Annotated in this window: 24 protein-coding genes; 16 read left to right on the top strand and 8 right to left on the bottom strand. The window is 65.6% G+C overall.

The window, feature by feature from the left end; genetic code table 11:
• Positions 1-22: 22 nt before the first annotated feature.
• From ACF66B_RS04895 to ACF66B_RS04910, 4 genes are read right to left on the bottom strand one after another with little or no spacing between them, the layout of a single operon-like run.
• A complete protein-coding gene (locus ACF66B_RS04895) occupies positions 23-886 on the bottom strand; it encodes a carbohydrate ABC transporter permease (protein WP_111431395.1) in 864 nt (287 codons plus the stop codon).
• Complete coding sequence (locus ACF66B_RS04900; protein ID WP_111431394.1) at positions 873-1,970, bottom strand: ABC transporter ATP-binding protein; 1,098 nt, start codon at positions 1,968-1,970, stop codon at positions 873-875. The genes ACF66B_RS04895 and ACF66B_RS04900 overlap by 14 nt, the downstream gene beginning before the upstream one ends.
• The gene (locus tag ACF66B_RS04905; RefSeq protein WP_111431393.1) at positions 1,970-3,058 is read right to left on the bottom strand and encodes an ABC transporter ATP-binding protein; all 1,089 of its coding nucleotides are present in this window, start codon (positions 3,056-3,058) and stop codon (positions 1,970-1,972) included. Before ACF66B_RS04905 ends, ACF66B_RS04900 begins: the two co-directional genes overlap by 1 nt.
• Positions 3,055-4,623, bottom strand: coding sequence for an FGGY-family carbohydrate kinase (locus tag ACF66B_RS04910; protein WP_111431392.1), 1,569 nt, complete (start codon positions 4,621-4,623; stop codon positions 3,055-3,057). The genes ACF66B_RS04905 and ACF66B_RS04910 overlap by 4 nt, the downstream gene beginning before the upstream one ends.
• A gap of 284 nt (positions 4,624-4,907) precedes the next feature.
• On the opposite strand from ACF66B_RS04910, the gene ACF66B_RS04915 reads away from it, so the two are divergent.
• The 7 genes from ACF66B_RS04915 to ACF66B_RS04945 all read left to right on the top strand — a co-directional run bounded on the left by ACF66B_RS04915 (position 4,908) and on the right by ACF66B_RS04945 (position 12,930).
• Complete coding sequence (locus tag ACF66B_RS04915) at positions 4,908-6,644, top strand: glycerol-3-phosphate dehydrogenase/oxidase (protein ID WP_111431391.1); 1,737 nt, start codon at positions 4,908-4,910, stop codon at positions 6,642-6,644.
• A 7-nt stretch (positions 6,645-6,651) separates the two neighbouring features.
• A complete protein-coding gene (locus tag ACF66B_RS04920) occupies positions 6,652-7,413 on the top strand; it encodes a GntR family transcriptional regulator (RefSeq protein ID WP_162683394.1) in 762 nt (253 codons plus the stop codon).
• Positions 7,414-7,673: 260 nt separating this feature from the next.
• The gene (locus tag ACF66B_RS04925) at positions 7,674-9,269 is read left to right on the top strand and encodes an ABC transporter substrate-binding protein (protein WP_392664812.1); all 1,596 of its coding nucleotides are present in this window, start codon (positions 7,674-7,676) and stop codon (positions 9,267-9,269) included.
• Between the two features lie 68 nt (positions 9,270-9,337).
• The gene (locus tag ACF66B_RS04930) at positions 9,338-10,345 is read left to right on the top strand and encodes an ABC transporter permease subunit (protein ID WP_111431388.1); all 1,008 of its coding nucleotides are present in this window, start codon (positions 9,338-9,340) and stop codon (positions 10,343-10,345) included.
• On the top strand, positions 10,342-11,244 hold the full coding sequence (locus ACF66B_RS04935; RefSeq protein ID WP_111431387.1) for an ABC transporter permease subunit: 903 nt from the start codon (positions 10,342-10,344) through the stop codon (positions 11,242-11,244). Before ACF66B_RS04930 ends, ACF66B_RS04935 begins: the two co-directional genes overlap by 4 nt.
• A gap of 13 nt (positions 11,245-11,257) precedes the next feature.
• Positions 11,258-12,097 (top strand): ABC transporter ATP-binding protein, encoded by an 840-nt coding sequence (locus tag ACF66B_RS04940; protein ID WP_111431386.1) that lies wholly within the window; start codon positions 11,258-11,260, stop codon positions 12,095-12,097.
• Entirely contained in the window at positions 12,094-12,930 is an 837-nt protein-coding gene (locus ACF66B_RS04945) for an ATP-binding cassette domain-containing protein (RefSeq protein WP_111431385.1), read from the top strand. The genes ACF66B_RS04940 and ACF66B_RS04945 overlap by 4 nt, the downstream gene beginning before the upstream one ends.
• A gap of 125 nt (positions 12,931-13,055) precedes the next feature.
• Here ACF66B_RS04945 and ACF66B_RS04950 read toward each other — a convergent pair whose 3' ends face one another.
• Positions 13,056-13,385, bottom strand: coding sequence for an L-rhamnose mutarotase (locus ACF66B_RS04950; RefSeq protein WP_111431384.1), 330 nt, complete (start codon positions 13,383-13,385; stop codon positions 13,056-13,058).
• A 1-nt stretch (position 13,386) separates the two neighbouring features.
• Positions 13,387-14,223, bottom strand: a complete 837-nt coding sequence (locus tag ACF66B_RS04955; RefSeq protein ID WP_111431383.1) for an amidohydrolase family protein — start codon at positions 14,221-14,223, stop codon at positions 13,387-13,389.
• A gap of 83 nt (positions 14,224-14,306) precedes the next feature.
• Here ACF66B_RS04955 and ACF66B_RS04960 point away from each other — a divergent pair, with 83 nt between their 5' ends.
• On the top strand, positions 14,307-15,413 hold the full coding sequence (locus ACF66B_RS04960) for a mannitol dehydrogenase family protein (RefSeq protein WP_111431382.1): 1,107 nt from the start codon (positions 14,307-14,309) through the stop codon (positions 15,411-15,413).
• Positions 15,404-16,366 (top strand): aldo/keto reductase, encoded by a 963-nt coding sequence (locus ACF66B_RS04965; RefSeq protein ID WP_111431381.1) that lies wholly within the window; start codon positions 15,404-15,406, stop codon positions 16,364-16,366. Before ACF66B_RS04960 ends, ACF66B_RS04965 begins: the two co-directional genes overlap by 10 nt.
• A 20-nt stretch (positions 16,367-16,386) precedes the next feature.
• Here the strand turns inward: ACF66B_RS04965 and ACF66B_RS04970 are convergent, their stop codons facing one another.
• Complete coding sequence (locus ACF66B_RS04970) at positions 16,387-17,295, bottom strand: GntR family transcriptional regulator (RefSeq protein WP_111431380.1); 909 nt, start codon at positions 17,293-17,295, stop codon at positions 16,387-16,389.
• Between the two features lie 138 nt (positions 17,296-17,433).
• Between ACF66B_RS04970 and ACF66B_RS04975 the strand changes: the two genes are divergently transcribed.
• The 7 genes from ACF66B_RS04975 (at position 17,434) to ACF66B_RS05005 (ending at position 24,428) form a co-directional block, all read left to right on the top strand.
• The gene (locus ACF66B_RS04975) at positions 17,434-18,459 is read left to right on the top strand and encodes an ABC transporter permease (protein ID WP_111431379.1); all 1,026 of its coding nucleotides are present in this window, start codon (positions 17,434-17,436) and stop codon (positions 18,457-18,459) included.
• A 25-nt stretch (positions 18,460-18,484) separates the two neighbouring features.
• The gene (locus ACF66B_RS04980; RefSeq protein WP_111431378.1) at positions 18,485-19,426 is read left to right on the top strand and encodes an ABC transporter substrate-binding protein; all 942 of its coding nucleotides are present in this window, start codon (positions 18,485-18,487) and stop codon (positions 19,424-19,426) included.
• Positions 19,427-19,502: 76 nt separating this feature from the next.
• Positions 19,503-20,285 carry an ATP-binding cassette domain-containing protein gene (locus ACF66B_RS04985; RefSeq protein ID WP_392664210.1) on the top strand — a complete coding sequence of 261 codons (783 nt, stop codon included), beginning with the start codon at positions 19,503-19,505 and terminating at the stop codon, positions 20,283-20,285.
• Entirely contained in the window at positions 20,282-21,292 is a 1,011-nt protein-coding gene (locus tag ACF66B_RS04990; RefSeq protein ID WP_392664212.1) for a zinc-binding alcohol dehydrogenase family protein, read from the top strand. Before ACF66B_RS04985 ends, ACF66B_RS04990 begins: the two co-directional genes overlap by 4 nt.
• Positions 21,289-22,839 carry an altronate dehydratase family protein gene (locus ACF66B_RS04995; protein WP_111431376.1) on the top strand — a complete coding sequence of 517 codons (1,551 nt, stop codon included), beginning with the start codon at positions 21,289-21,291 and terminating at the stop codon, positions 22,837-22,839. Before ACF66B_RS04990 ends, ACF66B_RS04995 begins: the two co-directional genes overlap by 4 nt.
• 10 nt (positions 22,840-22,849) lie before the next feature.
• Positions 22,850-23,578, top strand: coding sequence for an SDR family oxidoreductase (locus ACF66B_RS05000; protein WP_111431375.1), 729 nt, complete (start codon positions 22,850-22,852; stop codon positions 23,576-23,578).
• 10 nt (positions 23,579-23,588) lie between these two features.
• Complete coding sequence (locus ACF66B_RS05005; protein ID WP_111431374.1) at positions 23,589-24,428, top strand: fumarylacetoacetate hydrolase family protein; 840 nt, start codon at positions 23,589-23,591, stop codon at positions 24,426-24,428.
• 211 nt (positions 24,429-24,639) lie between these two features.
• Here the strand turns inward: ACF66B_RS05005 and ACF66B_RS05010 are convergent, their stop codons facing one another.
• Positions 24,640-25,866 carry an MFS transporter gene (locus tag ACF66B_RS05010; protein ID WP_392664216.1) on the bottom strand — a complete coding sequence of 409 codons (1,227 nt, stop codon included), beginning with the start codon at positions 25,864-25,866 and terminating at the stop codon, positions 24,640-24,642.
• Between the last annotated feature and the right edge of the window lie 74 nt (positions 25,867-25,940).

Genomic DNA, 25,940 nt, shown 5'->3' on the forward strand with positions numbered 1-25,940 from the left:
GGAAACCATCGCCTGTCCTTTCTCAGCTCGCATTGATCCGCTGGAGGATCGTGTAGAAGACGTAGGAGACGAGCAGGATCACGAGGAAATACATCAGCGAGAACGCCGCCGCCGGACCGAGGTCGAACTGGCCGACCGCCATGTTCACCAGCCGGATCGAGAGGAAGGTTGTCGCGCTGCCCGGACCGCCACCGGTAACGACGAAGGGTTCGGTGTAGATCATGAAGCTGTCCATGAACCGCAGCAGGATCGCGATCGTGAGCACGCTCCGCATCTTCGGCAACTCGATGTAGCGGAAGACCGCCAGACGCGAGGCCGCATCGATCCGGGCCGCCTGGTAGTAGGCGTCCGGGATGGAGCGGAGACCGGCGAACGCCAGCAGCGCCACCAGCGGCGTCCAGTGCCAGACATCCATCGCGACGATGGTGACCCAGGCGGAGATCCCGTCAGCGGTGTAGTTGTAGGGAATGCCCAGCGCGTTCACCGTCGAGCCGAGCAGCCCGATCTCGGGGCGGGCATAGACCTGCCAGATCGTGCCGACGACGTTGAAGGGAACGAGCAGCGGGATGGCAAGCAGCACGATCGCGAGGGAGGATTTCCACCCCTTGCGCGGCAAGCCGAGCGCGACGAGCACGCCAAGCGGGATCTCGATTGCGAGAATGATGACCGAGAACAGGATCTGGCGCACGAAGGAGGCCTGCACATCCGGATCGCGCAACATCTCGCGGAACCACTCGACGCCGATGAAGGCACGCTGGTGCGGGCCGAAAATGTCCTGCACCGAGTAGTTGACCACTGTCATGAGCGGCACAACGGCGCTGAAGGCGACGAGCAGCACCACCGGCAGGATCAGGAACCAGGCGCGATTGTCCTCAATCTTGTTCATGGAGATCTCCCAGGAGCCGGTCATCCGCGAAGACGAGTGTGGAGCGGGGCGGAAAATGCACCCCAAAGACATCCGTCGGCAGCGCGACATGGTCGGGGAGGCGCATCTTCACCAGCGTCTCGCCGATCGCCACATCGGCGATGTAGCTGTCGCCGCGAAGCTGGGCCTCGACGATCCGGCCCGCGACGGCTTCCTCCCCCGCACCGGCGACGCACAGCGCCTGCGGGCGCACACCGATGGCGAGTTTCTGATCCGGCTTCAGCCGCGGTCCGAGCCAGTTCGGTGCTGCGAGCGCCCCGCCCGCGAAGACCAGGCGTTCGCCCTCGAGCGTGCAGGGAATGAAATTCATGCCCGGCGACCCGATGAAATTTCCGACAAAGCGGTGTTTCGGCCGCTCGTAGAGATCCTGCGGCGTGCCGACCTGCATCACCTCGCCATCCGACATCACCACCACCTCGTCGGCGAGCGTGAGCGCCTCGCTCTGATCATGGGTGACGTAGATCAGCGTGAGGTTCAGCGCGTCATGGACGAGCTTGAGCTTGCGGCGAAGTTCGAACTTCACATGCGGGTCGATCACCGTGAGCGGCTCGTCGAAAAGGATCGCCGCGACGTCCTCGCGCACCAGCCCCCGGCCGAGCGAGATTTTCTGCTTCTCGGCGGCGCCGAGCCCCGCGGCTCGCTTCTTCAGCAGCGGCACGAGATCGAGCATCTCGGCCACCTCGCCGACCCGGCGGCGGATCGTCGCCTTGTCCTCGCCGCGGTTGCGCAACGGGAAGGCGAGGTTCTGCTCCACTGTCATCGTGTCGTAGAGCACCGGGAACTGGAAGACCTGGGCAATGTTGCGTGCCTCTGTTGGCAGGTCAGTCACGTCATTGCCATTGAAGAGCACGCGGCCGGTTGTCTGCCGCACGAGCCCCGAAATGATGTTGAGCATCGAGGTCTTGCCGCAGCCCGAAGGCCCGAGCAGCGCATAGGCGCTGCCGTTCTTCCAGGTGAGATCCACCCGCTTCAGCGCAAGGCGCGAAGGGTCCGACAGGTCATTGTCATAAGAATGCCGGAGGTTGTCGATTGCGATCTCGGCCATCACGCCACCTTCCGCGTTCTGGCGCCGGGCGCTGTGCGCAGCATGCCGTCCGTGCCGAAAAGGAAGAAGTCGGCAGGGTCCAGATGGACGGTGCACGCGCTCCCCGCCGGTTTGGGGCGGATGCCATCGCGCTGCATGACCCAGTGCCCACCGGCCGCCTCGAAATGCGTGAAAGTCGAAGAGCCGTCGACCTCGGCGAGCGTGACGGTGCCGGTGAGCTGCACCCGTCCTGGTGCTGCGGTTTCGGTGATCCGGTGCGGCGGCAGGCCGAGGCGGCAGGGCCCCGAGGGGCCACCCTGCATGTGAAAGGGCAGCGGCGCACGAAGCCCCGCGAAGGCCAGAAGCCCCTCCTCGATCCGGCCCTCGAAGATGTTCATCGGCGGATCGGAGAAGACCTCGGCCACGGTTGTGGAGGCAGGATTGCGATGCACCTCTGCCGCCGGCCCGATCTGGAGCACCCTGCCCTCGTGGAGCACGATGGTGGTGCCGCCAATCTGCAGCGCTTCGTCAGGCTCTGTCGTGGTATAGACCACCGTGTGCTCGGCATCCCGAAAGATGTTGCGGAGATCGGCGCGCAACTCTTCACGCAGCTTGTAGTCGAGGTTGACCAGTGGCTCGTCGAGCAGCAGCAGGTGCGCGCGCTTGGCAAGCGCGCGGGCAATCGCAAGCCGCTGCTGCTGGCCACCGGAAAGCTGCTGCGGCAAACGATCGAGAAAGCCGTCGATATGCACGATTTCCGCCACGCTGCGCACCCGCCGGTCGATCTCGGCGCGGTCGAGCCGCTGACGGCGCAGCGGGGCCGCGATGTTGTCGTAGACGGTGAAGGACGGGTAATTGACGAACTGCTGGTAGACGAAGGCCACGTCGCGCTTGCGGACAGGCACGCCGACGAGGTTCTCCGCCCCGTCCTGCATCTCGCCCCGGCTCGGACGGTCGAGCCCGGCAAGAATGCGCAGGAGCGAGGTCTTGCCCGCAAGCGTGCGGCCAAGGATGACGTAGAGCCCGCCGGGCTCGAGCGTGAGATTGATGTCGGAGAGCCAGGCCGCGCCGTTGACGCTCCGGCCGACCCCTTTCAGGACGATGCTCATGCCGAGGCTCCCGCAAGGCGGCTGTCCGCGCGCGCGCGGGCCTCAGCCGCGGGCGCCGGATCGGCCCAGACCTCCGCCATCCGGGCTCCGACCCGCCGGTAATGACGGTAGGCGCGGTCGAGATCCTCATGCCGCGCGGGATCGGGGGTATGTTCGCGGGCAACGCGGATCATCTTCCGCGAAGCGGTCTGCATGTCGGCATGGAGCCCGGTTGCCACGGCGCCGCACATCGCCGCCCCTTTGGCGCCGAATTCCGAACCGTTGGCGATGGAGAGCGGCAGGCCCAGGGCGTCGCAGAAGATCTGCGACCAGACCGAGCTCTTCGAGGGGCCGCCCGAGAGGCGAACGGAGGCAACGGGCGCCGAATCCGGCCCGCCGAGAAGATAGTCGATGTCGGCGCGGTGGGCGAAGACTATACCCTCGAAGACTGCGCGCATCACATCGGCAAGCCCCGAGCGCGCGGTCGCACCGAGAAGCCCCGCCGGCGCGCCCTGCGGTCCGCCGAAGACATAGGGGAAGAACAGCATGTCGCGCGGCCGGTCGAGGCTGCGCGAGACGAGATCGCTGCAGACCTCGTAGATCGAGCGCCCCTTGCCGCGGGCGCGTTCCGCCTCGGCACCGAGCAGCGTCTTGCAGAACCACTCGAGATTGCTCGCCGACGTCGGCGTCGCGATGGTGGCGAGATAGAGATCGTTGAGCGGATAGGGGACCTGAAGCGTCGGGTTCGGATCGAGGCAGGGCTTCCGGTGCAGGGTCGAATTGATGCTGAAGGTTCCTGCGACCACGCCAAGCTGGTCGGATGCGCTCACGCCAGAGGCGAGCGTGCAGCCCACGACATCGTAGACCCCCCGCGCGACCGGCGTGCCCTCGAGCAGCCCCGTGGCGCGCGCGGCCTCGGCCGAAACACGGCCCGCCACCGCAGTGGAGGGCGCGATTGGCGGCAATTTCGGAATGCAGCCCTCGAGTCCGGCGGCGGCGAAGGCGTCCTCGGCATAGGCACCGGCCTCGATATCGGCAAAGCCTGCGCAGCCCGCGTCCGTCGGATCGGTCGAGATATCGCCGCAGAGCCGGAGGCGGAGGAAGTCCTTGCAGAGCAGAAGGTGACGGGTCGCCGCCAGCGTCTCCGGCTCGTGGCGCTGAAGCCAGCCGAGGATGGCAAGGCTCTGACCGGACCAGACCTGCTGGCTGATGCGCGGCTCGATCTCGCGCGTGACGCCCGTGAGCTGCCATTCCTCGATCACGGGTACCGAGCGGGAATCCGTCGATCCGAAGGCAGGTCGCACCGAGCGCCCTGCCCCATCGACCATGTAGAGTCCGGCGCCGAAACCCGAAGGCGTCACCGCAGCGATGTCGGAGGGCGCCGTTCCGCTTCGCTCGAGCACAGAGGCAATCGCCTCCGCCGTGCTATGCCACATCGCATCGGGGTCCCGCTCGGTGCAGCCTGCCGCCGGAAACATGATGCGGTTCGGGCGATGGTCGCAGGCGAGTTCTTTCCCCTCCTCGTCGAAGAGGGCGACCTTGGTCATGGTTCCGCCAGAATCGATTCCCAACAGCCGAGCGGCCATTCCTTTCCTCCCGTTGATTCGGCCGCGCTCTTCCCCGGCGCAGCTCGTCTTTACGGCCGGCCTCGCCTGAGGCCACAAGCCAACTTGTTATGATATGTTCATAGAAGGGGAGAACGATCGACCTGTCAAGAAGCAAAATATGACTGAAATATGGCGTTTTTCGTGCCGCATCCGCAACATTTATTCCCGCATTGCAGCGAAAACATCCCCTTGATCGGACTTCCGTTCTAAGTTGTAATAACAAGCAAGGGCGCGGAGACGCTGCGAAATGACCGGAGGACAACATGCAAAGCCGAGATGAAGTGATGGGGCGCCTCGCCCGCGGCGAAGGGGATGGCAGGGTTCTCATCATCGGTGGGGGAATCAACGGGATCGGCGTATTCCGCGATCTCGCCGCACAGGGCATCCCTGCGGTGCTCGTCGAGCGTGGTGATTTTGCCTCCGGAACCAGCTCGGCCCCCTCCCGGCTCATCCACGGCGGGTTGCGCTATCTCGAGACCGGCGAATTTGCTCTCGTCCGCGAATCCGTCGAGGAGCGCAATCGCCTCCTCCTCAACGCCCCGCATCTCGTCCGGCCGATTCCGGTCTGGGTGCCCGCGCTGAGCTGGACGGGAGGGCTCATCGACGCCGGCCTTCGCTTCCTCAAGCTCAAGCGCACGCCGGGCCCGAAGGGCGCGCTCGCCGTACGCGCGGGCCTCGTGATCTTCGATCATTTCGGCAAGCTCAAGCGCACCATGCCGCGGCACCGTCCGGTGCCGATCGCCACAGCCCGGAAGCAGATCCCCTTCGCCGCGGATGTCCGGGCCGTACTTGAATACTGGGACGCCCGGATCCACTCGCCGGAGCGCCTGTCGCTCGAACTCGTCGCCGATGCCGAGGCGGCCTGCCCGGACGCCTTCGCTGCACCCTATACGGAAGTTACGAGCATGATCGACGGTGCCGTCGAGCTGCTCGACCGCCAGACCGGCCGCTCCACCACCATCCGTCCGAGCCTCGTCGTCAACTGCGCAGGCGCCTGGGCCGACAGGGTGGACAAGCGCATCGGTGTGCCGGACCGGCTGATCGGCGGAACCCGCGGATCGCATCTCGTCCTTGAGCGCCCCGATCTCGCCGCCGAACTCGGTGATGTCATGCTCTATTTCGAAACCCGCGATCACCGCGCCTGCCTGATCTTCCGGCTCGACGAGCGCATGGTCCTGCTCGGCACCACCGATCTCAGGGTGACGAACCCCGACGAGAGCGTCTGCACCGATGCGGAGATCGACTACCTCTTCGATGTGCTGACCGATCTGCTGCCTGAGGCGGCCCCTGCGCGGGATCAGATCCGTTTCGTCTATTCCGGTGTGCGCCCCTTGCCTCTCAGCGGGGATGGTGCCACGGGCGCCATCAGCCGTGATCATACCTTCCGCGTCTTCGAGCCCGCCCCCGGCCGCCCTTTCCGCGTCGTCACGCTGATCGGCGGCAAATGGACCACGTACCGTGCCTGCGCCGAGCAACTCACCGACAAGATCCTGCCGATGATCGATGCCAGCCGGAGCGCCTCGACGGAAGCCCTCGCAATCGGCGGCGGACACGGGTTCCCCCGCACGCCCGAAGGCCGCGCAGCGGCCATTGGCGATATCGCCGGCAAGGGGCGGATAACACCGGAGGACGCGCAGCGCCTGCTCGACCGGTATGGCAGCCTTGGCGCCGAGGTCGCGGCCAGCTTCGATGCCGAGGGCAGACGTCCGCTTGCCGGCGCCCCTGCCTACCACGCGGGCGAGATTGCCTGGATCACGACCCGCGAGCGCGTCACCCGCCTCGAGGATATCGTGCTGCGCCGGACCCTGATGGCGTTCGAAGGCCATACGAGCGCTGCAACAATTTGCGATTGCGCGGAGATTGCGGCAACACTGCTTGGGTGGAGCCCCGAGCGCAAGGAGGCCGAGATCGCCGCCACCCTCGACCTTCTGGCCAGCAGGCATCGCGTGCCGGCCCAACCGCAAACCGAGATTCGCCATGTCGCAAGCGCCCAAGCCTGAAGCCGCCATGAGGGCCGGTATCGCAACCGCCGTGCTGCACCGCTCCGCCGAGGAGGGCAGCGCGCCGCTCTGGGCCCAGGCAAAGGCGCGCCTTATCGAGATGATTGCCTCGGGCAACCTCTCGCCCCACGACCAGTTGCCATCTGAAGCGGAGCTCTGCCGCATGTTCGGCGTGTCACGCACCGTGGTGCGCGAAGCCCTCAACCAGCTCGTGGTCGAACGCCGGGTCTACAAGATGCAGGGCAAGGGCTCCTTCGTCTCCGAAGCCCGCACCGATCAGGATTTCATCGGCACGACGATCTCCTTCACCAGCGATTTTGTCGGCACGAGCAAGATCGTCTCGCGCCGGATCCTGTTCCAGGGCCTGCGCCCGGCCACCGCAGATGAAGCGCACAAGCTCAGCCTGCGCGATGACGAGCCGAACGTCGCCGTGCTCGACCGCGTGCTCTGCGTCGATGACGAGCCGCGCACCCGGGTCCTCGCCCTGCTGCGCCCCTCCGCCGTTCCCGGCATGGAGGCGGCGCCAATGGAGAACCGCTCGCTCTACGAGACACTGCGGCGGCGCTACGGCATCGTCCTCACCCGCGCGGAACGCTGGATCGAGGCGATCAGCGCGTCGGAAGAGACCGCGGCGCTGCTCGAGGTCGAACCCGGCACGCCACTTCTGGGAATCGAATCGCTTTCGAGCGATCAGCACGGAACGCCGGTCGAACTCTATTTTGCAACGCACCGTACTGACCGTGCACGGCTGCATTTCTATGTGAAATAGCGCCGGTCAGGACACGGCCTTCACAACTCTTTTCACCCGGCAGAGCATCGCCTTGCAGGGTCATGCACCCTGCTCCGCCGTCCAGCGGGCGGGACGCGACGGCGTGTCCCGAAACTCCGTGCTTGCAGTTTTGAGCAAATGGTCAAAAAATTGTCATGGACCGAGAACGGGGCCGGGCATCAGCAGATCGCATCATCCGAAATCTCGGCAGGGTGAAGGAATCCGGGCCCCAACAGCGACAGAGGACGACCATGAGACGCATGTCCCGAAGCCTGATTGCCGCTTCTATCCTTGCCTTGTGCGCAGCAATGCCCGCTGCCGCCAAGACGTTTGTCTATTGCTCCGAGGCCTCACCCGAAGGTTTCGACCCGGCCCCCTATACGGCGGGCACCACTTTTGACGCCTCGGCGCACGCCGTCTACAACCGCCTCGCGCAGTTCAAGCCCGGGACGACCGAAGTCGAGCCCGCACTTGCCGAAAGCTGGGAGGTCTCGGAGGACGGGCTGGAATATACCTTCCACCTCCGCGAAGGGGTCAAATTCCATTCGAATGACAAGTTCACCCCAAGCCGAGATTTCAACGCCGACGACGTGATCTTTAGTTTCATGCGCCAGGCCAGCACCGATGACCCGTGGCACCAGTATATCCCCGGCATAACCTACGAATATTACGACGCCATGGAGATGCCCGACCTCGTCAAGGAGATCGTCAAGGTCGATGACCACACGGTCAAGTTCGTGCTGAACCGGCCGGAGGCTCCCTTCCTGGCCAATATCGCGATGCCCTTTGCCTCGATCGTATCGAAAGAATATGCCGACACGCTGGCGGAGGCCGGCACGAAGGAAGACCTCAACAACCTGCCGATCGGCACCGGTCCGTTCCGCTTCGTCGCCTACCAGAAGGATGCGGTGATCCGCTATCAGAAGAACGCCGACTACTGGGGCGAAGCGCCGAAGATCGACGATCTGGTCTTTGCCATTACCCCGGACGGTTCGGTCCGCCTTCAGAAGCTCAAGGCGGGCGAATGTCACCTGATGCCCTACCCTGCGCCGGCCGATCTCGACTCGATCCGCGCCGATGACAGCCTCAAGCTCGACGAGCAGCCGGGGCTCAACGTCGCCTATCTCGCCTACAACACCACTGTCGCCCCCTTCGACAATCCGAAGGTGCGCAAGGCCCTCAACATGGCGATCAACAAGCAGGCCATCATCGATGCCGTGTTTCAGGGCGCGGGCCAGATCGCGAAGAACCCGATCCCGCCGACAATGTGGTCCTACAACGACGCGATCGAGGATGATCCCTACGACCCGGATACCGCCAAGGCGATGCTCGAGGAGGCAGGTGCCTCCGGTCTCTCGATGAAGATCTGGGCCATGCCGGTACAGCGGCCCTACATGCCGAATGCGCGGCGCACGGCCGAGCTCATGCAGTCCGATCTGGCGAAAGTCGGCGTCAATGCCGAAATCGTCAGCTACGAGTGGGGTGAGTATCTCAAGAAATCCACCGAAGTGAACCGCGACGGCGCCGTGATTCTCGGCTGGACCGGCGACAACGGTGACCCGGACAACTTCATGGGGGTGCTGCTCTCCTGCGCCGCGACGGGCGACGGCGGTGCGAACCGCGCGCAGTGGTGCAACGAGGATTTCTCCAAACTCCTGTCCGAAGCCAAGACCACCAACGACATTGCCGAGCGCACCCGCCTCTATGAAGAGGCCCAGGTGATCTTCAAGGAACAGGCCCCCTGGGACACGCTCGCCCATTCGACACAGTTCGTGCCGATGCGCGCCGACGTGACCGGGTTTGTCATGAGCCCGCTCGGGGACTTCGCCTTCGATACCGTCGATCTCGCCGAGTAACCGCTCGGACATGGGGACCGGGCGCGCGAGCCATTCTCCGCCGCGCGCCCGGAAAGGGGAGCGACATCATGATCCGGTTCTTTCTCACCAAGCTGCTCTATCTCGTCCCGACCTTTCTCGGGATCACCATCATCGCCTTCGGTTTCGTCCGCGTCCTGCCCGGCGACCCGGTCCTGCTGATGGCGGGAGAGCGCGGTCTGTCGCCGGAGCGGCATGCCGAGCTGGCGGCGCAGCTCGGTTTCGATCGCCCGCTCTGGCAGCAGTATCTCGACTTCCTCGGCCGGCTGCTGCACGGGGATCTCGGCAATTCGCTTGTCACCAAGAAGCCGGTGCTGACCGAATTTCTGGCACTCTTCCCCGCAACGCTTGAGCTCGCCTTCGTCGCCATCGTCATCGCGACGGTCATCGGCGTGCCGGTCGGCGTGCTCGCGGCGATCAAGCGCGGCTCCTGGTTCGATCAGATCTCGATGACCGTCGCGCTCGTCGGCTTCTCCATGCCGATCTTCTGGTGGGGCCTGCTTCTCATCATCTTCTTCTCCGGCACGCTCGGCTGGACGCCGGTTTCGGGGCGTATCTCGCTCATGTATTTCTTTCCGCCCGTTACCGGCTTCATGCTGATCGACAGCCTGCTCTCTGGCCAGAAGGGCGCCTTCGCCTCCGCTGTATCGCACCTGATCCTGCCCTCGATCGTGCTGGCGACGATCCCGCTCGCGGTGATCGCCCGCCAGACCCGTTCGGCGATGCTCGAGGTCATGGGAGAGGACTATGTGCGCACCGCGAAGGCCAAGGGCCTGCCATTCCGCCGGGTGGTCATGGTCCATGCGCTACGCAACGCGATGATCCCGGTCATTACCACCATCGGGCTTCAGGTCGGCGTGCTGATGGCCGGCGCAATCCTGACCGAGACGATCTTCTCCTGGCCCGGCATCGGCAAATGGATGATCGATTCGATCTCGCGGCGCGATTATCCGGTGGTCCAGAGCGGGCTCCTGCTGATCGCGGGCCTCGTCATGATCGTGAACCTTCTCGTCGATCTAACCTATGGCCTCATCAATCCGAGGATCCGCCGCCGATGACCGATACGACCGTAAAGCTCAGCAGTGCGGCAATCCGGCGCCGGATGCTCGCGGAATTCTGGTATCACTTCCGCCAGAACCGCGGCGCGGTTGCAGGCCTCGCCGTCTTCATCTGCCTCGTGATCATGGCGGTCTTCGCGCCGCTCATTGCCCCGCACAATCCGGCCGCGCAGTTCCGCGACGCGCTGCTCGTGCCGCCGGTCTGGCAGGAGGGCGGGCGCGCCGAATTCCTGCTCGGCACGGATGCGGTTGGCCGCGACATGCTCTCGCGGCTGATCTTCGGCGCGCAGTATTCGCTCTTCATCGGGGTCGTCGTGGTCTCGATCGCCCTCTCGGGCGGTATCGTGATCGGCCTTGTCGCCGGCTTCTTCGGCGGGTGGGTCGACGCGGTCATCATGCGCGTGATGGATGTGATCCTGGCCTTTCCCTCGCTCCTTCTCGCCCTTGTGCTCGTCGCAGTGCTGGGGCCGGGGCTTACCAACGCGATGATCGCCATCGCCATTGTCTACCAGCCGCATTTTGCCCGCCTCACCCGCGCCGCGGTAATGGGCGAGAAGCGGCGGGAATATGTCACCGCCGCGCAGGTCGCAGGGGCGGGCAACATGCGGCTCATGTTCCGCACCATCCTGCCCAACTGCCTCGCACCGCTCATCGTGCAGGCAACGCTCTCCTTCTCCTCCGCCGTGCTCGATGCCGCCGCACTCGGCTTTCTCGGGATGGGCGCACAGCCGCCCGCATCCGAATGGGGCACGATGCTCGCAGAGGCCCGCGAGTTCATCCTGCGCGCCTGGTGGGTGGTGACCTTCCCCGGCCTCGCGATCCTCGTCTCGGTGCTCGCAATCAACCTGATGGGCGACGGGCTGCGCGATGCGCTCGATCCCAAGCTCAAGAAGAGCTGAACGGAGGACGCCGATGCCCATTCTCACCATCCGCAACCTCACGGTCCGCTTCGCCACCGCGACCGGAGCCTTCACCGCCGTCGATGGCATCGACGTCTCGGTCTCGCCCCGCGAAGTGCTCGCGATCGTGGGCGAGTCGGGTTCGGGCAAATCCGTGTCGATGCTCGCGGTGATGGGGCTCCTGCCCGACACCGCAACCGTCACCGCCGACGAGATGATCTTCGACGGCACGGATCTGCTGCGCCTCTCGAGGGCCGAGCGGCGGCGCATCATCGGGCGGGAAATCACCATGATCTTCCAGGAGCCGATCGCCTCGCTCAACCCCTCCTTCACCGTCGGGTTCCAGATCGAGGAAGTGCTCCGGCTCAATCTCGGCATGAGCCGGCGCGAGGCACATGCCCGCGCCATCGAGCTCTTTCAGGCGGTGGGCATTCCCGAACCGGCGGCCAAGATCCAGTCCTATCCGCACCAGATGTCCGGCGGACAGTGCCAGCGCGTGATGATCGCGATGGCGATCGCAACCAACCCCCGCCTGCTCATCGCCGACGAACCCACCACGGCTCTCGACGTGACGATCCAGAAGCAGATCCTCGACCTGCTGATGAAACTCCAGGAGGAGCACGGCATGGCGCTCATCCTCATCACCCATGATATGGGCGTGGTTGCCGAGACCGCCGACCGGGTCGTGGTGCAGTACAAGGGCCGAAAGATGGAAGAGGCCGACGTCCTCAGCCTCTTCGAGGCGCCGCAGCACCCCTATACCCGCGCGCTGCTCTCCGCCCTGCCAGAGAATGCGACGGGCGACCGGCTCCCCACGGTTTCCGATTTCTTCGGCGCGGAGGGCGCGCAATGAGTATTGTCGTCGAGGGCAACGCCCTCACGCAGGACTATTTTGTCGCCGGCGGGCTCTTCGGCAAGGCCGAGACCATCCGTGCGGTGAAGGGCGCGAGCTTTGCGGTCGAGAAGGGCCGGACGCTTGCGATCGTCGGCGAGTCGGGCTCAGGCAAATCGACCCTCGCCCGCATCATCGCCTTGATCGACCGTCAATCGGGCGGCACGCTCCGCATCGATGGCGACGAGGTCGACATCGGCACCCGCCGGCCGTCGCCGGCCCTGCGGTCCAAGGTGCAGATGGTGTTCCAGAACCCCTACGGCAGCCTCAATCCGCGCCAGAAGATCGGCAACGTCCTGATGGAGCCGCTCCAGCTCAACACAGACCTGCCCGCTGCCGAACGCCGAACCCGCGCCGAGGCGATGCTCATCAAGGTCGGACTCGCCCCGGAGCACTTCAACCGCTATCCGCACATGTTCTCGGGCGGTCAGCGCCAGCGCATCGCCATCGCCCGCGCCCTCATGCTGAATCCCGATCTCCTCGTGCTCGACGAGCCGGTTTCCGCGCTCGATCTCTCGGTGCAGGCACAGGTACTGAACCTGCTGGCCGATCTCCAGGAGGAATTCGGCCTCACCTATGTCTTCATCAGCCACGACCTTTCGGTCGTCCGCTACATCGCCGATGAAGTCATGGTGATGAACAAGGGCGAGGTGGTGGAACAGGGCAGCCGCGATACGGTCTTCTCCAACCCGCAACACCCCTACACGCGCCAGCTCTTCGCCGCGACGCCCGAAACCGACATCGAGGCGATCCGGGCCCGGGTGGCACGTCGCCGCGCTCTGCACGCGCACTGACGCCGGCACGAGTTCTCGAAGCAAAGCCGCTTCGGAGTGTAGCGCGGCCCGACCAAGGCTTTTGGTCTGGCCAATGATCTGGCGCCAAAATGGTTCGGAGTGTTTCGCTCCGAACCATTTTCAGTCTAGTCGAGGTGGAAGACCTCAAGCATCCCGGCCCACCATTCCCCTTCGGCGCGCGTTGCGAGCGGCCGCTGCATCGGACCGCAGAGCTTCCACCACTCTTGCGTCACCGGGTCAGCCGCAATGGCCGCATCGTCGGCGGCGAAATCCGTACCGACATACTCCCAGTAGCTGAAAAGCAGGTTTTCCGGCTCGCGCAGGAAAATCGAGTAGTTGGTGATATTCGACGTCGTAAGCCGGGCGAGCACCTCCGGCCAGACGGCGGCGTGAAGCCGCCGGTATTCCGTTATCTGCGCGGGATCGATGCCGATCACCAGTCCCATCCTCTGCATGTCAGGCCCCCTCTCCGAGCTGGTAGAACCGGGTTGCGGTACCCCCGAAAACTGACTCGCGCGCAGCTTGCGGCAGATGTGCCGTCAGGGCCCGCGCGGCGGCGAACCAGTCGGCGTAAGACCCCGCAAGGTCGAGAACCGGCCAGTCGCTGCCCCACATGACCCGCTCCGGACCGAAATGCTCCAGAACGTGGCGGCAGACCGGCCGCAGTCCGGCCTCCGACCAGCCAGGCCCGAATTCGTTGGCAAGACCCGAAAGCTTGCAATGCATCTGCGGAAGCGCCGAGAGCCGCGCCATACCCGTCCGCCATGCCTCCCCCGGACCGGAGCCTGCAAAGACCGGTTTTGCGCAATGGTCGATGACAATCCGGAGCCGCGGCAGCTGCGCCGCCACGTGCGCAAGGACCTCGAGATGGCGCGGTGTGATCAGGGCATCGAGCGCCAGCCCGCGCCGGGCAACGGTTTCGAGCCCCGCCATCACATCGGGCGACAGAATCCAGCCAGTGTCCTCGATATCCTGCAGCATTGGCCGGATGCCCTTGAGTTTCGGATGCCGGAGACGGTCAAGCTGCGCCTCCATATTGCCCTCGAGGTCAACCCAGCCCACCACGCCGAGGATCTCGGGCGTGGTGGATGCATCCGCGAGCGAGAGCAGGAACTCGGTTTCCTCAAGCGTCGGCGCGGCCTGCACGATCATCGTCCCCGCGATGCAGGCGGGCCTCGTGACCGCCGCGAGATCCGGCAGCAGGAAATCCCGCCGGATCGCGGCGACGCTGTCATCCATCCAGGAATAATCCCCGCGATCAATGCGCCAGAGATGGTGGTGCGCGTCGATCATCAACTGTCCTCCACGGGCGCCAACGGAATCCGTTGACTGAATGTCTTTTATGATTTTAAACACTATTTCAAGGGAGGACATTCATGTCAACAACGCCCATCATTCAGTTCGGCACGAGCCGCTTCCTGCAGGCCCATGCCGATCTCTTCGTTTCCGACGCCATGGCGCGCGGCAGGGCGCTGGGGCCGGTCACGGTGGTGCAGAGCAGCGGCGATCCGAGGCGCGCGCGGCGCCTCGCCGGTCTCGTCGCGGGATACACTGTTCGCGTCCGCGGTCTCGAGAATGGAGCGGTGATAGAGGAGGATGCGCACGTCACCAGCGTCGTCCGCGGCCTCTCGACCGCAACGGATCTGCCCGAGATCGAGCGGATCATCGCCGAGGAGGCGGAGATTATCCTCTCGAACACCTCCGACGCGGGCTTTGCTCCCCGCCCGACCGATCGCGCGCAGAGTTTCGAGCAGGGAATGTCCTATCCGGCCAAGCTCGCCCATCTCCTGCGCGCACGGTTCGAGGCGGGCGGACGCCGGATCCAGGTCATGCCCACCGAGCTCATCGAGCGGAACGGCGCCGCACTCTGCGCCCTGACGCTGGATGCCGCCGAGGCCATGGACCCGAACTTCTGCGCCTGGCTGCGTGACGAGGTAACCTGGGTCGATTCCCTCGTCGACCGCATCGTTTCCGAACCTCTTGAGCCCGCGGGCGCAGTCGCCGAGCCTTACGCGCTCTGGGCGATCCAGTCCCGCCCTGGCTTGCGACTCCCCTGCACCCATCCAGCAATTCGCGTCGTGCAGGATCTCGACGCCGTCGCCCGGCTCAAGCTCTTCTTCCTCAATCTCGGCCACACCTGGCTCGTCTCGGAATGGCTCAGGCAAGGCCGTCCTCATCGCTTCGTCCGGGAGCTGGTCTGCGATCCTGCCTGGGCGCAGCGGCTCGAAGACCTTTACGGCGAGGAGGTGCTGCCCGCCTTCATCGCAGCGGGCGAGGGTGAAGCAGCCCGGCACTATGTCGCCGTTATTCTCGACCGCTTCGCCAACCCGTTCCTGGATCATCCGCTTGCCGACATCGCCCAGAACCACGTGCAGAAGGTCGAGCGCCGGATCGTGGCCTTCCTCGACTGGGCCCGGTCGCAGGGCGATACCGTCGCAAAGCCCCGTCTCTCGGCAGCACTGGAGGCCATTACATGCGCATGAACCTCGTGGGCCGCACCGACCTTTCGGTCAGCGAGATCTCCTTCGGCTGCGCAAGCATCGGCAATCTCTATCGCGAGGTCGCGGAAGCCGACGTTCGCGCCGTTCTCGAAACGGCCTGGGAAAGCGGCATCCGCTATTTCGACACGGCGCCGCATTACGGACGCGGCCTTTCTGAAATGCGGCTCGCCCCCTTCCTCGCCGCCCACCCGGACGCCATCCTCTCCACCAAGGTCGGCCGCGTGCTTTCCCCGGCGCGCGCGCCCATCGCCGAGGCCGACGGCTTCGTGAGTCCCGCCCAGAACGATGTCCGCTACGACTACAGCGGCGACGGGATCGAGGAGAGCTTCGAGCAGAGCCTTGCCCGAACCGGCCGCACCCACATCGAGATCGTCTATGTCCATGACATCGGCGCCTACACCCACGGTGCCAGCAACCACTTGCACATGAAAGAATTTTTCGAGACCGGCTACGAGCGCCTCGTCCGCCTCAAGGAGCGCGGCCGGATCCGCGCCTTCGGCCTCGGGGTTAACGAATGCGACGTCTGCCTCGAGGTGATGGCGCACGGGCCGATCGACGTCATCCTTCTGGCCGGGCGCCTCACGCTGCTCGATCGCAGCGCAGAGGCGGCCCTCCTGCCCCGCTGCCTCGAAACCGGCACCAGCCTCGTACTCGGCGGGATCTTCAACTCCGGCATCCTTGCCACCGGCCCGGTTCCGGGCGCCACCTATGACTACGGCCGCGCGCCGGAAGAAGTGCTTGCGCGGGTGCGTACGCTCCAGACCCGCGCAGAAGCCTCCGGCATTTCCCTCGCCGCCGCCGCGCTCCATTTCGCCCGGCGCGCGCCCGCAACCGCCTCGGTCCTCCTCGGCACGGCAAAGCCCAGCTCCCTCCTGCGCAACCTCGAACTGCTGGCAAGGCCGCTGCCCGAGGAGGCAAACGCAGCCCTCGCCTGAAACGGGGCCCGTCCGCCGTATCAGCCGAGCTGATGGTCGCGGAGCGAGGAGAGAAGCGTCGTCATCGAGGTGCGGAGATGGCCGCGCGCCGCTTCCTCCGCCGCCGCCGCGTCCCGCTTCTCGAGCGCATCGATAAGCGCCAGATGCTCCTCGATCGCCGCCGCATTCCGGCGGCGCTCGTCGGTCTTGTCCCACATGTAGTGGTAATGGAAAATGAGTGAGATCACCTTCTGGAACTCGGCCACGAACCGGTTGCGCACCACCGAATTCAGCGCGGTGTGAAACCGCTCGTCAAGTTTCGAGAAGTCGTGGAACTTCGCGTCGATCTGCTCCTTGAGCGCCAGATGCTCGCCGCGAATCTGCCCGAGCTGCCGCCAGATCGAATGATCGACCGGGGCGTTCACCACATGCCGCACGGCATTCAGCTCCAGCACGGACCGGAATTCTGACAGCTCCACCGCGAAGTCGCGGGTGAAGCCCAGAAGCGTCCAGCCGCCGTGCGGGCGCCGCTCGACGAGCCCGAAGGGCGTGAAGCTTGACAGGAACTCCTGCAACCGGTGCGGTGCCACGCCGAAATCCCGCGAAAGCTGGGCCACGTTGAGCGGTGTGCCCGCCGGCACGTCGAAGCGCAGCACCCAGTCGAGAAACCGCGCCTCGAGCTCCTCCATGTCATCGCCGGAGGCCGCGCCATCCAGCGCCAGCCTGTCACGCTCTTCGGGGCACCTGAGCACGGTCTTCTCGCGGCCGTCCCAGGAAAGGATGCCGACCTTGACGAGTCGCTTGAGCCCGGCGCGCACCACCGTGCGGCTTACGCCGAACTCTGCCGCCAGGGCATTCTCCGAAGGCAGCGAGCCGCCCGGAGCCAGTGCGCCACAGAGCTCGATCAGGCGATTGTACGCCCGCCTGAACCGCACGTCCGTCCGTGCCATGGCATTCCTCCTGCCTGTTTCCGACCTGATCCCGGGCCAGCAATTATTAAAAACATTTGACATCTCCACCAGTGCCACGCAAATTGTTTTTAATCATAAAGTTCCGTTTTCGCATTCAGCGATACCCGGGGAGGATCCATGACTGAGGCAACCCAGGCCGGAGGTGGCGAGACGGCGGGCGCGTTGAAGTTCTCCGCCGACACCTTTCATCGCCTGACAGCGTTGATGACGCTGGCGCTTCTCATCGTCGTCTTTGCCTTCGGCAACGCTGCGTTCCTTTCCGTCAACAACGGCCTCACGGTGCTGCTGCAGACATCCGTCATCGGCCTGCTCGGCATTGGCATGACGATGGTGATCATCACCGGAGGCATCGATCTTTCCGTCGGATCGGTCCTCGCCCTCTCGGGCGTCATTACCGGCCTCAGCGTCAAGGCGGGCCTCCCGGTCATCCCGGCAATGATGCTTGGCGTCGTGACAGGGGCTCTCTGCGGTGCCTTCAACGGCTTTGTCATCACCCGGATGCGCATCACCCCCTTCGTTGCCACGCTCGGCATGATGCTCATCGCCCGCGGCCTCGCGCTTCAGCTGACGGGGGCCGCGCCGGTCTCCGGGCTCGGCGAGCCCTTCGGCATTCTCGGCAACGGCAGCCTGTTCCGGGTCGTGGAACTGCGCGAGAATGGTTTTCCCCGCGTGGTCTTTCCCGGCATCCCCTACCCGGTGATCCTCCTTGTCATCGTCGCGGCAGCGGCGGCCTACCTGCTCCGCCGCCGCCAACTCGGCCGCCACATCTATGCGACCGGTTCCAACGAGGAAGCCGCCCGGCTCGCCGGCGTGCTCGTCGACCGCACGAAGATCATGGCCTACGTGATGTCGGGTGCACTGGCCGGGCTCGCGGGTAACGTGCTGATGTCGCGCCTCGTCACCGCCCAGCCCAGCGAGGGCGTGATGTACGAGCTCGATGCCATCGCTGCGGCGGTGATCGGCGGTGCCTCTCTCATGGGCGGGGTCGGCGGCATTTCGGGCACGATGATCGGCGCCTTCATCATCGGCATTCTGCGCAACGGTCTCAACATGGCCGGGGTCTCCGCGTTCATCCAGCAGATCGTGATCGGCTTCGTCGTCATCGGCGCGGTCTGGATCGATCAGCTGCGCAACAGAAACTGAAAAACAACGTCCAGGGAGAACTGAAATGACCTTCAAGAAAGCCGGCATGCTCGCGGCCTCGGCATTGGCCCTCACGGCTGCCCAGGCGCAGGCGGGAGAGATCGCCGTCATCGTCAAGACGACCAACTCGAACTTCTGGCAGAACGTCAATCTCGGCGCGGAGGCCGCGATTGCCGGCCAGAACGAACACACGATGAGCTTCGACGGCCCCGCCACCGAGAGCGCCGTCGCCGACGAGGTAAACCTCGTGGAGAATGCGATCAATCGCGGCGTCGCGGGCATCGTGCTCGCGCCCTCCGATCCGGAGGCGCTCGTGCCCGTCGTCAAGCGCGCCTACGAGAACGCCATTCCCGTCGTCATTATCGACAGTGCGCTCTCCGACGAGGCCAAGGGCGCCTACCAGTCCTTCCTCTCAACCGACAACTGCGCCGCGGGCGAGGAAGTCGCCAAGCGCATGATCGACAAGGCCGGCAGCGAGGGCAAGGTGGCGGTCATGTCCTACGTGGCCGGGGTCGGCTCGGAGATCGGCCGTGTCGGCTGCTTCGTGAAGTATATCGAGGCCAATTCCAAGCTCGAGATCGTCGGCCCCTACTACTCGCAGTCGCAGATGGCGACCGCGCTCAACCAGACGACCGACGTGCTCGCCGCCAATCCGGACCTCGTCGGCATCTTCGGGGCCAACGAGCCTACGGCCGTCGGCATGGGCCGGGCGCTCGTCCAGTCGGGCCGCGCCGGGACCCTGACCGCCATCGGCTTCGACGGCAACGCCGATCTCCAGCAGTTCGTGCGCGACGGCGTGCTCGATGCCATCGCCGTCCAAGGCTCGTTCCAGATGGGCGAGAAGGGCGTCAGCGCGGTCCTCGATGTGCTGAACGGCGGCGAGGTCGAGCCCTTCATCAACACCGGTGTCGTCCTCGTCGACAAGGACAACGTCGACAGCGACAGCGCACAAAACGTTCTCTACTGAGCCCGCTCTGCGCCACGCCCGCCCCCTCCCCCCGGGGGGCGGGCCGAACCTGAACCGGAATTGCGAAAGGCCCGCCATGACATCCCCCGCGCCCCCTCTCGTCGAGATGATCGGCATCGAGAAGCACTTCGGCGGCGTGCATGCCGTGAACGGCGTATCGCTCAAGCTCTTCCCCGGCGAGATCGTTGGCGTGCTCGGGCATAACGGCGCGGGAAAATCCTGCCTCATGCGGATCCTTTCGGGCGCCATGCTGCCGACCGGCGGGGAGATCCGCATCCGCGGCAAGACGGTGAGCTTCGACTCGCCCAATGATGCCCGCGACCTCGGGATCGAGACCATCTACCAGACACTGGCGCTCGCCGATCACCTCGATGCGCCGGCCAATCTCTTCCTCGGGCGCGAGATCAAGACCCGCTTCGGCAATCTCGACGACGCCCGGATGCTGAGCGAGGCCCGCAAGGTCCTCGCCACGCTCAACCCCAATTTCCGCAACCTGACCGATCCCGTCCTGAGCCTCTCCGGTGGCCAGCGCCAGGTGATCGCCATCGCGCGTGCGATCTACTTTGACGTGAAGGTCCTCATCATGGACGAGCCGACCGCGGCACTCGGCCCCTCGGAAACCGCGATGGTCGCCGATCTCGTCCGTCGGCTGAAGGCTCAAGGCATCGGCATCCTGCTGGTGAGCCACGACATGCATGACGTCTTCGAGCTCTGCGACCGGGTCGTCGTGATGAACAAGGGCAACCTCGTCGGCGAACATGACATCGAGGACGTCACCAAGGACGACATCCTGAGCCTCATCATCAAGGGCGAACTGCCGCTCGACTGGACCCCGCGCTCCGCGGAGATGGCACAATGATGGACGACGTGCTCACCACCCAGCTCTGCGGCACCTGCGACGCACCCGGCCGCTTCTCGCTCTCGCCCCGCACGCTGCCGGCTTCGGCCCCCGAAGGCTGGCGGCTTGTGGATATCGCCGCCATCGGCATCTGCGGAACCGACTACCACATCTTCGAGGGCAAGCACCCCTATCTCGAATACCCCCGCGTCATCGGCCACGAGCTTGGCGGACGGCTCGCGGACGGGCCCGACGCCGGCCGGATCGTCGCCATCAACCCCTACCTCTCCTGCGGCACCTGCCGGGCCTGCCGGCGCGGCAAGCCCAATTGCTGCATGAAGATCGAAGTTCTCGGCGTCCATCGCGACGGCGGCATGTGCGCCCGCGTCGCCGTGCCCGAAGGCAACATCGTCCCGGCCGACGGGCTCAGCGAGATCCAGGCCGCTATGGTCGAGTTCCTCGCCATCGGCGCCCACGCCGTCGCCCGCGCGAAGCTTTCCGCCGGAGACCGGGTCCTCGTCACCGGCGCCGGCCCGATCGGTCTCGGCACCGCACTCTTCGCGCGCGCCGAGGGGGCCGAGGTCCACCTGCTCGACCAGAGTGCGGCACGGCTCGCCCAGGCGCGCGACCGCTTCGGCTTCTCTGACACCCATCTCACGGGCAGCGACATCCTGACCGGCGAACGCGCCGACGGGTTCGATGCGATCTTCGATGCCACCGGCAGCGCCGCCGCGATCGAGGCGGGCTTCCCCCTCCTCGCCCACGGCGCGACCTACACCCTCGTGAGCGTGGTGAAGAACGACATCACCTTCTCCGACCCCGAGTTCCACAAGCGCGAAGCCCGGATCATCGGCAGCCGCAACGCGCTCGCGGCGGATTTCGCCCGGGTGATCGCGGCGATCCGCGGCGGCGAAATCGACACCGGCGCGCTGCTTTCCGAGGTCGTTCCGCTCACCGACCTGCCTGACCGCTTCGCCGGGCTTGCCTCGGACCGGGAGACCATCATCAAGATCGTCGTGACACCATGACCTCGCTGCCAGACGCGGCGGCCCGTACAGGAGCCGCCCCCGCAACCGTCCGCCTGCATCCCGACGACAACGTGCTGATCGCACCGCGCGCCATCATGGCGGGCACCGTGCTCGAACCCGGCGGACCGGCTGCGTGCGAGGATATCCCGGCCGGGCACAAGGTCGCGTCGCGCACCATCGCGGCGGGCGAGACCATCCGGAAATACGGCCAGATCATCGGCACTGCACTTGCCACGATCGAGCCCGGCGCGCATGTCCACGTCCAGAACCTCGGCATGGGCGCCCACCGGCAGGACTATGCCTTCGGCGCCGACCTGCGCCCGCTGCCGCCTGCCGAGACCGAAGCGCGCTTCCGCGGCTATGTCCGCCCTTCCGGCCGGGTCGGCACCCGCAACTTCATCGGCATCCTCACCTCGGTGAACTGCGCAGGCTCGGTCGCCCGCTTCATCGCCGAGGCCGCCGAGCGCGCGGGCTGGCTCGACGCGTTTCCCAATGTCGATGGTGTTGTGCCCATCGTCCACGGCACGGGTTGCGGCATGTCCGGCAAGGGCGATGGCTACGAGACGCTCTTCCGCACCATCGCCGGCTACGGCCACAACCCCAATTTTGGCGCGATCCTCATGGTCGGCCTCGGCTGCGAGGTGATGCAGATCCCCGATCTCATCGACCGCAAGGCGCTGAAGGACAGCGCCCGCTTCCGCTACATGACGATCCAGCAGACCGGCGGCACGAGGGCAACGGTTGAGAAAGGCGTCGCGATCCTGCGCGAGCTTGCTGCCGAGGCCGACCGGGTCGGGCGCGAAAGCGTACCCGCCCGGCACCTCTCGGTCGGCATGCAGTGCGGCGGCTCTGACGGCTACTCGGGCTTCACCGCCAATCCCGCCCTCGGCGTGGCCTCCGACCTGCTCGTGCGCCAGGGCGGCATCACCATGCTCTCCGAGACCTCCGAGATCTACGGCGCCGAGCACCTGCTCACACGCCGCGCGGTCGACGAACCCACCGGGCGCCGGCTCGTCGATCTGATCGAATGGTGGGAAGACTACACGGCGCGGAACTTCGGCGAGATGGACAACAATCCCTCGCCGGGCAACAAGCGCGGCGGCCTGACCACGATCCTCGAAAAGAGCCTCGGTGCTGTCGCAAAGGCAGGCACCGCGCCGCTTTCCGGCGTCTACCGCTACGGCGAGCCCATCGACAGCCCCGGCCTCGCCTTCATGGACAGCCCCGGCTACGACCCCTGCTCGGTCACCGGCCAGACGGCATCCGGCGCCAACCTCATCGCCTTCACCACCGGCCGCGGCAGCGTCTCGGGCTACAAGCCCGTGCCCTGCATCAAGCTCGCCTCCAACAGCGAGATGTATGCCCGCATGCAGGAAGACATGGATGTGAATTGCGGCGACATCGTCGAGGGTGTCCCGATCGCCGAAAAGGGCCGCGAGATCTTCGAGCTGATGCTGCGCGTTGCATCGGGCGAAAAAACGAAAAGCGAGGCGCAGGGGTTTGGCGGGGTCGAGTTCGTGCCCTGGCAGATCGGCGCCGTAATGTAGGGGAGATCCCGTGGGACGACTGGAAAACAAGACCGCCCTGGTCACTGCGGCGGGCCAGGGCATCGGACGCGCAACCGCCGAACGCTTCATGGCCGAGGGCGCGCGGGTCATCGCCTGCGACATCAACGCCCCGGCGCTTGAGAGCCTTGCCGGCGCGGAGACCGTGCATCTCGATGTGACCGACTCCGCTGCGGTGTCCGCCCTCATCGGGCGCCTCGGCCCGCTCGACATCCTCTTCAACTGCGCAGGCTACGTCCATTCCGGCACGATCCTCGACTGCGCGCCCGAGGACTGGAGCTTCACCTTCGATCTGAACGTGACCTCGATGTATCGCCTGATCCGCAGCGCCCTGCCGGAGATGCTGGCCGCGGGTGGCGGGGCGATCATCAACATGGCCTCCGTCGCTTCCTCGCTCAAGGGCGTGCCGAACCGCTTCGCCTACTCCGCCTCCAAGGCCGCCGTGATCGGCCTCACCAAAGCGGTCGCCGCCGATTTCGTGACCCGCGGCATCCGCTGCAACGCGATCTGCCCCGGCACGGTGGACAGTCCCTCCCTGCACGACCGGCTGCGCGCCACCGGGGATTACGACACGGCGCTTGCCGAGTTCATCGCGCGCCAGCCGATGGGTCGCATCGGCACTGCCGCGGAGATCGCGGCCCTCGCGGTCTGGCTCGCCTCGGACGAGGCGGCCTTTGTCACCGGCCAGACCCATGTGATTGACGGCGGCTGGGCGATTTGAAGGAAACAGCATGAAACTCTTGCGCTATGGCCCGAAAGGCCAGGAAAAGCCCGGCATTCTCGATACCGACGGCACGGTTCGCGATCTCTCCGGCCTTGTGGACGACATCGCCGGCGAGGTGCTGACGCCCGCGGGCCTCGATGGGCTCCGCGCCACCGACCTCTCGAGCCTGCCCGCGGTCAGTGGCCAGCGGATCGGCCCCTGTGTGGGCCGGGTGGGCAAATTTCTCTGCATCGGCCTCAACTATGCCGACCACGCCGCCGAAAGCGGCATGGCGCTCCCCGAGGAGCCGGTGCTGTTTTCCAAGGCGGTTTCCGCAATCTGCGGCCCCGATGACGATGTCGAGATCCCCCGCGGTTCGGTGAAGAGCGACTGGGAGGTCGAGCTCGGCGTGGTGATCGGCAAGCCCGCGAAATACGTCTCCGAGGCTGATGCACTCGCCCATGTCGCAGGCTATTGCGTGGTCAACGATCTCAGCGAGCGCGACTTCCAGCTTCATCGCTCAGGTCAGTGGGTCAAGGGCAAGAGCCACGACACCTTCGGCCCGATCGGTCCATGGCTGGTTACCGCCGACGAGATCGCCGACCCGCAGCGCCTTTCGATGTGGCTCGAGGTCAACGGCACCCGCTATCAGGACGGTTCGACCGCCACCATGCATTTCGGCGTCGCGCAGCTCATCTCCCATCTCTCGCAGTTCATGAGCCTGCATCCTGGCGACATCATCTCCACCGGCACGCCGCCGGGCGTCGGCATGGGCCAGAAGCCGCCGGCCTATCTCAGAGCCGGCGACCGGATGGCCCTCGGCATCGAGGGCCTCGGCACCCAGCACCAGACCTGCATCCCCGCCTGACGGCGGAGCCTGGAGGCGCGCTCGAAGACCGCAACGCCAGCATGCTCCCCGCATGCTGGCGTTTGCATATCCGCCAAAAGGCAAAACACGGGCCGGCTCGACAGAACCCGCTCCGCTGCCGCTTCGGTACACCGGAAAAGGTCCGCACTCGCGGGCACCCGCGATGGCGCACCGGCAGACGCTCCATCGGCCTGCCGGTGCGCGTGCCGGCTCAGTCGAGCCGGCCGCGTTTCTGATAGCTTACATAGAGCGCGATGAGAGTGCAGACCGCGCCCGAGAGCAGATATCCGCCCGAGGCGCCGAGCCCGAAGGCGCTGGCGAGCGAGAGTGCCGCGAGCGGAGCGAATCCCGCGCCGAGCAGCCAGGCGAAGTCCGAGGTCAGCGCCGAGGCGGTGTAGCGGTTCTTTACCCCAAAGTTCGACGCGACCGATCCCGAGGCCTGGCCGAAGCAGAGGCCGAGGATGCTGAAGCCGATGATCATGAAGGCGAGCTCGCCGATATCACCGCCATTGAGCAGGAGCGGAGCGAATCCGCTGAAGATCGCGATGGCGAGCGCCGTCGCCCCAAGCATCAACTGTCGGCCGTGGCGATCGGAGAGCCAGCCGCCGACAACCATCGCCGCAACGCCGAACAGCGCCCCGATCATCTCGATCACAAGGAAGTGAGAGATCGATTCCTCGGTGTAGAGGAAGACCCAGGAGAGCGGAAATACCGTGACCATGTGGAAGAGCGCGAAGCTTGCGAGCGGCACGAAGGCCCCGAGAACGATAGTCATCCCCTCTTCCCGAATCGTCTGGAAAATGGGTGTCGGCTGCAGGTGACGCGCCTCGAACTGGTTCTGATACTCCTCCGTCACCACGATGCGCAGCCGGGCGAAAAGCGCCACCACGTTGATCGCCATGGCCACGAAGAAGGGATAGCGCCAGCCCCAGTCGTAGAAGTCGGCCCGGGTCAGGTTGCCGTAAAAGTAGGCGAAGAGTCCGCTCGCGACGACCAGACCGAGCGGCGCGCCGAGCTGCGGGATCATCGCATACCAGCCGCGGCGCTTCGGATCGACGTTGACCGAGAGCAGCGAGGCGAGCCCGTCCCAGACCCCGCCCATCGCGAGCCCTTGTCCGATACGGAAGAGCGCGAGCAGAATTGGCGCAGCAATTCCAATCGTTTCGTAGCTCGGCAGGAACGCCATCCCTGCCGTCGATGTGCCGAGCGTGAAGAGCGCCGTGGTGAGTTTCACGCCCCGCCCGTGCGCCCGGTCGATCTTCATGAACAGCGCCGTGCCGAAGGGCCGGGCGAGGAACGCGATCGCGAAGAACCCGAAGGAATAGAGCGTCCCGGTCACGGGATCGACAAAGGGAAACACGTGGCGCGGGAACACGAGGACCGACGCAATCGCGAAGACGAAGAAGTCGAAGAACTCGGAAGTTCGTCCGATGATCACGCCGATTGCGGTCTCCCCGGGGCCAATTCCGTGTTGGCCGGAGTGCCCTCTTCCGTCGCCCATTGAGCCTCCAT

This window comes from Amaricoccus sp. B4 (assembly GCF_043226085.1).
Lineage (GTDB): Bacteria > Pseudomonadota > Alphaproteobacteria > Rhodobacterales > Rhodobacteraceae > Amaricoccus.